Source organism: Parahaliea mediterranea (assembly GCF_003402235.1).
Classification (GTDB): domain Bacteria; phylum Pseudomonadota; class Gammaproteobacteria; order Pseudomonadales; family Halieaceae; genus Parahaliea; species Parahaliea mediterranea.
Window position 1 is genome coordinate 1 of sequence record NZ_QEWO01000017.1, and the last position, 4,673, is coordinate 4,673.

Here is a 4,673-nt window from a genome sequence, read left to right on the forward strand (position 1 = left end):
TCTTGGGTAAGCTGTTTGTATTTCATTGTGCTCCTCTAACTTTGGTCGGTGAGAGAAAGCTCAATAGTACAGCAGCTTGCCCTCTAACCAACTCGTCAAGAGTTGCACTTACAAATTGAATTCACGCAAGTTGAACGCAGATAAAACGGAGAAACATATGTCACTTACAGTTACCCCCACAGGATCTTCATGTGGTGCCGTCGCAACAGGTATCGACCTTACCGAGAGCGTTTCGCCTGAAATCGTGTCTGAACTTCGTAGCCATTGGCTTGAACATAAGGTTCTCGTGTTTCCGCGCCAGAACCTTAGTAACGATGACCTAGAACGCGTTTCAGCATATTTTGGTGAGTTGGGCGACGACCCGTTCTTCGGCCATATCGAAGGGCACAAGCATATTTGCGCGATTCAAAGAAATGCAGATGAGACAGCTCCAGTGTTTGCCGAAATCTTCCACTCTGACTGGAGCTTTATGAAGACTCCGCCAGCAGCCACTGCGCTATACGGCATCAAGATTCCTCCCTCAGGCGGTGATACCTTGTTTGCGGATCAGGTGGCTGCTTACGAGCAGATGCCAGATGAATTACGCGCAAGGACCGAAGGTTTAATGGCAATACATTCAGCTGAGCTGGGCTATGCACCTGATGGAGTGTACGGCGACAGCGAGGAGAATCGCCAACGCAGTATGAAAATTGTCACCAGCGAAAAAGCGCGAGATAAGCAGGAGCATCCGCTAGTGATAACGCATCGCGAAACCGGCAATAAGGCTCTATTTTCATCGCTTGCATATATCCAGGGTTTTGTTGGCATGGACAAGTCTGAATCGGATGCACTCCTGATTGATCTCTATAACCATCAGTCGAAAGAGGAGTTCGTCTATAGACATAAGTGGGAAAAAGGCATGCTGGTGATATGGGATAACAGGTCGGTTTTACACTCGGCCACTGGTGGATATGATGGTTATGACAGGCTATTACACCGAACCACCATTTGGGATACTGTGATCTAAATAGAACTTTTCGACATGGAAGAAAAGACCAGCTTTGGCTAGTATGACGAAAGCGCTAGGTCGTCCGTCCTAGTGCTTTCGCCTGTATTAGAAGGATTTTTGGAGGAAGATGTCGTGTGGGTAAAAGAACGAGGTACTAGACTTAGTGGTACGGCCCGGAAATCGGACCCTTCCCCACTTAATTGATGAATTGAGAGCTTTTTTATGCCTACACCCACCGTAGAATTCATTTTTGACTTTGCCAGCCCCAATGCCTATCTGGTGCATAAGACTATTGATGGGCTGGTTGCAAGAACGGGCATCAGTATCGAGTATATTCCATGCTTACTGGGCGGACTGTTCAAGTCAACCGGTAACCAAGCGCCATTCATTACGTTCGCAGAAGTACCTAAGAAGCTGGCGTATGAACAACTAGAACTGGAACGCTATGTTATTCGACATGGTTTGAGCAAGTATCAGATGAACCCGAATTTCCCGGTCAACACGCTGCTTCTAATGCGTGCCTTTATCGCTGCCAAAAAACGGGGTGAACTCGAGCAGTTTATTGAGATCGCGTTCAAGGCGATGTGGGAAGATGGCAAGAAGATGGACGATCCTGAGACATTCGTTGAAGTGTTTACTGACGGCGGTCTGGACGGCCAGACGCTTTTAGAAGCTACACAAGATTCGGAAGTCAAGCGAGAATTGATCGACAACACGCAACGTGCTGCTGATCGCGGTGCCTTCGGTATTCCAACGTTCTTCTTTGGTGAGGAAATGTTCTTTGGAAAAGAGCGCCTCGGGCAATTGGAAGAGCTGATTGTGAACTCGATAACCACATAGTGTTCATCAGTAGTGCGAAGGCACATTCGCAAGGATGCGGATGTTAGCAGTCACTGTCATAAGTCCTGACTCGTTAAAGCAGCGTATGAGTCGAGAATCTACGTTGGCCCTGGAATGTCCGCTTGTGAATGGCGCTTGACCCGCGGCAATCTTTAGCGGTCAATAAAATTCTGGGGCCACTTATAGGCTCTAAATTCAATCGATCACCGCGCCACACTACAATGTCATTAGAGATTTTGTGCGTCGCGATGACCGATTGATTTCAAAAGACTCACCAGTTTTTACGGAGAGTGATTCCCCAGGTACGCGGAGCACCATAGTAGCCGATCAACTTGCCTTCTTGGGCTACGGCGTCAGCGATTGTGGCTACGATGTCTTCGTCGGTGAGATTTCTTGCCCAGACTGTAAGGGATGTGTCCAAGCTGATCCAATCGAGACCCGCTCGTAGATTGACATAAAAATAGTCGTCGTCCAACTTCAGAGGATCGTTGTTGACGTCTGTCATCCTCTCGTCGGTATAGATGTATTCACCATAGATGAATCCTTCAATGACGCTGGAAAAGCTGAAACGATAGTCAGCGCTCAAGGTCGCCCGGTTCTCAGCGTTACCCCGGAGCATTCCGCCTGATCGGTCGCAAGTGCCGTCCCCATTATCGCCGGGATCAGGAAGTCCGGTATGCCAGGGTGTGGCTACCTGGCAGGGTCCCAGCTCAAAGTCGGAATACTCGCCGTCGTTATAGGCGTAGCCAAGGTTCATGGTCAGTCGTTCGGTAGGCAACCAGGAGACTTCGACCTCGGCCCCCTGGGCCTCGGCAACTCCTGCATTCAGCAAAGTGAATCCGTTGCCTTGGAACGACACGGTTTGTAGGTCGTTGGTGTCGGTCCTGTGGATGGCAACGTTGAGGCGAAGCGCCTGCTCAGGGAAGGTTGCTTTCATGCCCACTTCATAGGACTCGGAGTCTTCCGGACCGAATATGTAGGGAAGTCCGGGTACCAATCGGTCGGTATTTGTGCCGCCAGATTTGTAGCCTGTACCGTAAGAGGCGTAAAACATAATGTCATCGAAGGCAAACCAGCTCAGTTTAAGCGTGCCGGTTATTTGATCATCATCGATTTCTTCGTACACGTCATCTACTGGTGCCAACGGCGGAAAGAAGTAGAAGCCCCAGTTGTCGTAAATCGGTAGCGGCCCCTCGCCAGCATCGTCGATGAAGATGTTGCTGAGCTCTTTTTCCTCATTGGTCCAACGCAGGCCGGCGGTCAGTACGAGACTGTCTGTCAGGTTGATGTCGGACTGACCAAAAACGGCGTAGCTGGTGTGCTCTTGATCTGCGAAGTTTGTAGATCCTGTTCCACCAATAAATGCGTTGGGCGGTAGCCCCAGTAACGCGGAAGCGTCATCGCCCACACCCAGGTAAGACACGGTGTCCAACGATTGCTCGTAGTAGTAGAGGCCAGCCACATAGTTCCAGTTGTCGAACTGGTTGGCGAACCGTAGTTCCTGTGAGAATTGACTCTGTTCCTGCTGGTTGTCCTGAACGTTCCCGTCGAGGTCGATGAAATCAACATCAACGGTTTCATGGGACTCAAACTCGCGGTAGGCGGTAATGCTAGTCAACGTGAACCAGTCAGCTTGCCAGTCGACCTGCACGGAAATGCCCTTGTCCTCATTCTCAGAGGAGGGGAGGAAGGTGAGTGCCACTTCCCGCTCGAAGTATTCACTACCCGGAATAATGTTGGAACCCAGTGCAACGGCGTTGGCGTCCGTGCCCGTCTTGCCTGGCACTTCATCCGCGACAAAGTTGTTCTTCCAGCTGTTGGTAGTACAGCACACCTCATCGATTTCTGAGTGGTCCGCAATAACATGCACGGACAGCTCGTCAGTTGGCGTCCATAGGGCTTGCAGTCTGACGCCCCAGCGGTCGCGATCGTTGATCTTATCATCTCCAAGGCTGACGTCGCTGATAGTGCCGTCCCGCTCTGTGTAGAAGCCGGTCACTCTTGTAGCCAGAATGTCTTCAATAACGGTGAAGGACTTGGCGCCTTGGCCGGATAACAGAGAATACTCGCCACCCTCCACTTGAAGATAGCCAGTTCCTTCAAAGTCTGGCTCAACACTAAATACCGAGATAGCGCCCGCGGGAGTGTTGCGGCCAAACAGTGTACCCTGGGGGCCTCGGAGTATTTCGATACGGCCGATGTCCACCAGGTCGTTTAGCATCGAGCCCTGGCGTGCACGATAGACGCCATCAACATACAGGCCAACCGAAGATTCAAGGCCAAAGTTATTGGAACTTGTGAATACGCCTCGAATACCGAACGATGAAGTGGAGGCATTATGCCCCTGACCTACAACCAGGCTTGGGTCATTGGCCTGTAGTTCGAACATGTCTTTGACGCCTGCTTTTTGCAGCATTTCGTTCGAGAACGCTGCCACGGCAATCGGCACATCTTGAAGGCTCTGTTCGCGTTTCTGGGCAGTAACTATTACCTCTTCCAATGCTTGTGCCTTGGCATCTACAGTGCCAACTGCCATAGCTACGGCAAGAGGAAGGGTGAGGGAGTTTAGGTACCTGTTCATTATCGTGCCTCTTCAAAAATTCAGTTATTTTCTTATGCCCATCACTAACACAACTGCTCATGATGCAAATGCTCACCTGCTAGTATTTTGATGATGTGGCTGGCGAAATTGTGAGGAGACTAAAGACTCAAGACCCTACGCGGATTCAACTCGCTAGTGCAACGGGGGGGGTGATTCCAAAAAATACCTGATTCGGTGTTTTCATGCCAAGACATTTTCTTGGTCGATTGTTTAATCTGTCCATTGCCTGTTTGATTTCCTTCT

General features: G+C 50.2%; 3 protein-coding genes and 1 pseudogene. 2 read left to right on the forward strand and 2 right to left on the reverse strand.

Annotated elements, in window-relative coordinates; all coding sequences use genetic code 11:
- The first annotated feature begins 157 nt into the window (after nt 1-157).
- Complete coding sequence (locus DDZ17_RS22065) at nt 158-1,006, forward strand: TauD/TfdA dioxygenase family protein (protein WP_116369202.1); 849 nt, start codon at nt 158-160, stop codon at nt 1,004-1,006.
- Between the two features lie 204 nt (nt 1,007-1,210).
- On the forward strand, nt 1,211-1,828 hold the full coding sequence (locus tag DDZ17_RS22070) for a 2-hydroxychromene-2-carboxylate isomerase (RefSeq protein WP_009577289.1): 618 nt from the start codon (nt 1,211-1,213) through the stop codon (nt 1,826-1,828).
- Between the two features lie 271 nt (nt 1,829-2,099).
- On the opposite strand, the gene DDZ17_RS22075 is transcribed toward DDZ17_RS22070, so the two are convergent.
- Together DDZ17_RS22075 and DDZ17_RS23095 are read right to left on the reverse strand one after the other, a co-directional pair.
- Nucleotides 2,100-4,409, reverse strand: coding sequence for a TonB-dependent receptor (locus tag DDZ17_RS22075; RefSeq protein WP_116369203.1), 2,310 nt, complete (start codon nt 4,407-4,409; stop codon nt 2,100-2,102).
- 145 nt (nt 4,410-4,554) lie between these two features.
- Nucleotides 4,555-4,673 (reverse strand): annotated as a pseudogene (locus tag DDZ17_RS23095) (IS30 family transposase); the annotation flags it as partial.